Here is a 693-nt window from a genome sequence, read left to right as displayed (position 1 = left end):
AATTTTAGATTCATCACTTGCTACTTTGTAGCGATGCTTCCGGGGCTGTTTACTGATAAGTCCCGCATCTTTCATTAAACTCGCAGCTTTATAGCGGCCAACGTTTTCACCAAGCTGATTAAGCTGACCAGCTATCGTTCTAGCTCCTGCAGAGCCGCGACTATCACTATGTATATCAATCGCTTTTTTGAGCAATAACTCACGCTCTGGTTTTATTAATTCACGGTGTTTTAGGTGGTAATGATAGCTGCTTCTCGGAACTTCAAATAAGTCACAAAGTGGTTTAACACTGTTTTGCTCTCTCGATAACGATTCAATTAATGCTATCGTTTGATGCTGTCTTGCATTAAGAGAGCGGTAGCCTTTTTTAGGATGTCTTTCTCCCATTCAATTTTCTTAATTTGAGCTTCAAGCTCTTGAATGCGCTTTTGCTCTGGAGTCATAGCATTAGCTGTTGGAGTAATTCCTTCAAATTCTTGCTTTAGTTGGATAACCCAACGCCTCATCGCTGTTGGGCCTACACCGGTAGCCTGACAGGCTTCACGAATGGTATAGCCTTGATTTATGACAAGGTTAGCTGCATCAATCTTAAATTCTGTTGAGTAAGTTGGTTGAGTCTTCATTACTTTTACACCGTTCCATATTAAGGAGAGTTTACCTCATATTGGTGTACAGGTTTATTAAGCCACAATA

General features: G+C 40.5%; 2 protein-coding genes. Both read right to left on the bottom strand.

Annotated features, from left to right (window positions below; translation table 11 throughout):
- Window positions 1–387 (bottom strand): IS3 family transposase (locus L2747_RS21365; RefSeq protein ID WP_249000918.1); only part of this gene is annotated, 387 nt, incomplete at its 3' end.
- A complete protein-coding gene (locus L2747_RS21360; RefSeq protein ID WP_249000917.1) occupies window positions 324–623 on the bottom strand; it encodes a transposase in 300 nt (99 codons plus the stop codon). The genes L2747_RS21360 and L2747_RS21365, both read right to left, overlap by 64 nt.
- Window positions 624–693: the final 70 nt, after the last annotated feature.

The organism is Shewanella marinintestina (genome assembly GCF_023283845.1).
In the GTDB taxonomy this organism is placed as follows: Bacteria; Pseudomonadota; Gammaproteobacteria; order Enterobacterales; family Shewanellaceae; genus Shewanella; species Shewanella marinintestina.
This window is presented reverse-complemented; position numbering and strand designations above follow the sequence as displayed.

Excerpts from the sequence above, each read along its gene's own strand:
- L2747_RS21360 (WP_249000917.1), bottom strand. The coding sequence starts at position 623 with ATGAAGACTCAACCAACTTACTCAACAGAATTTAAGATTGATGCAGCT.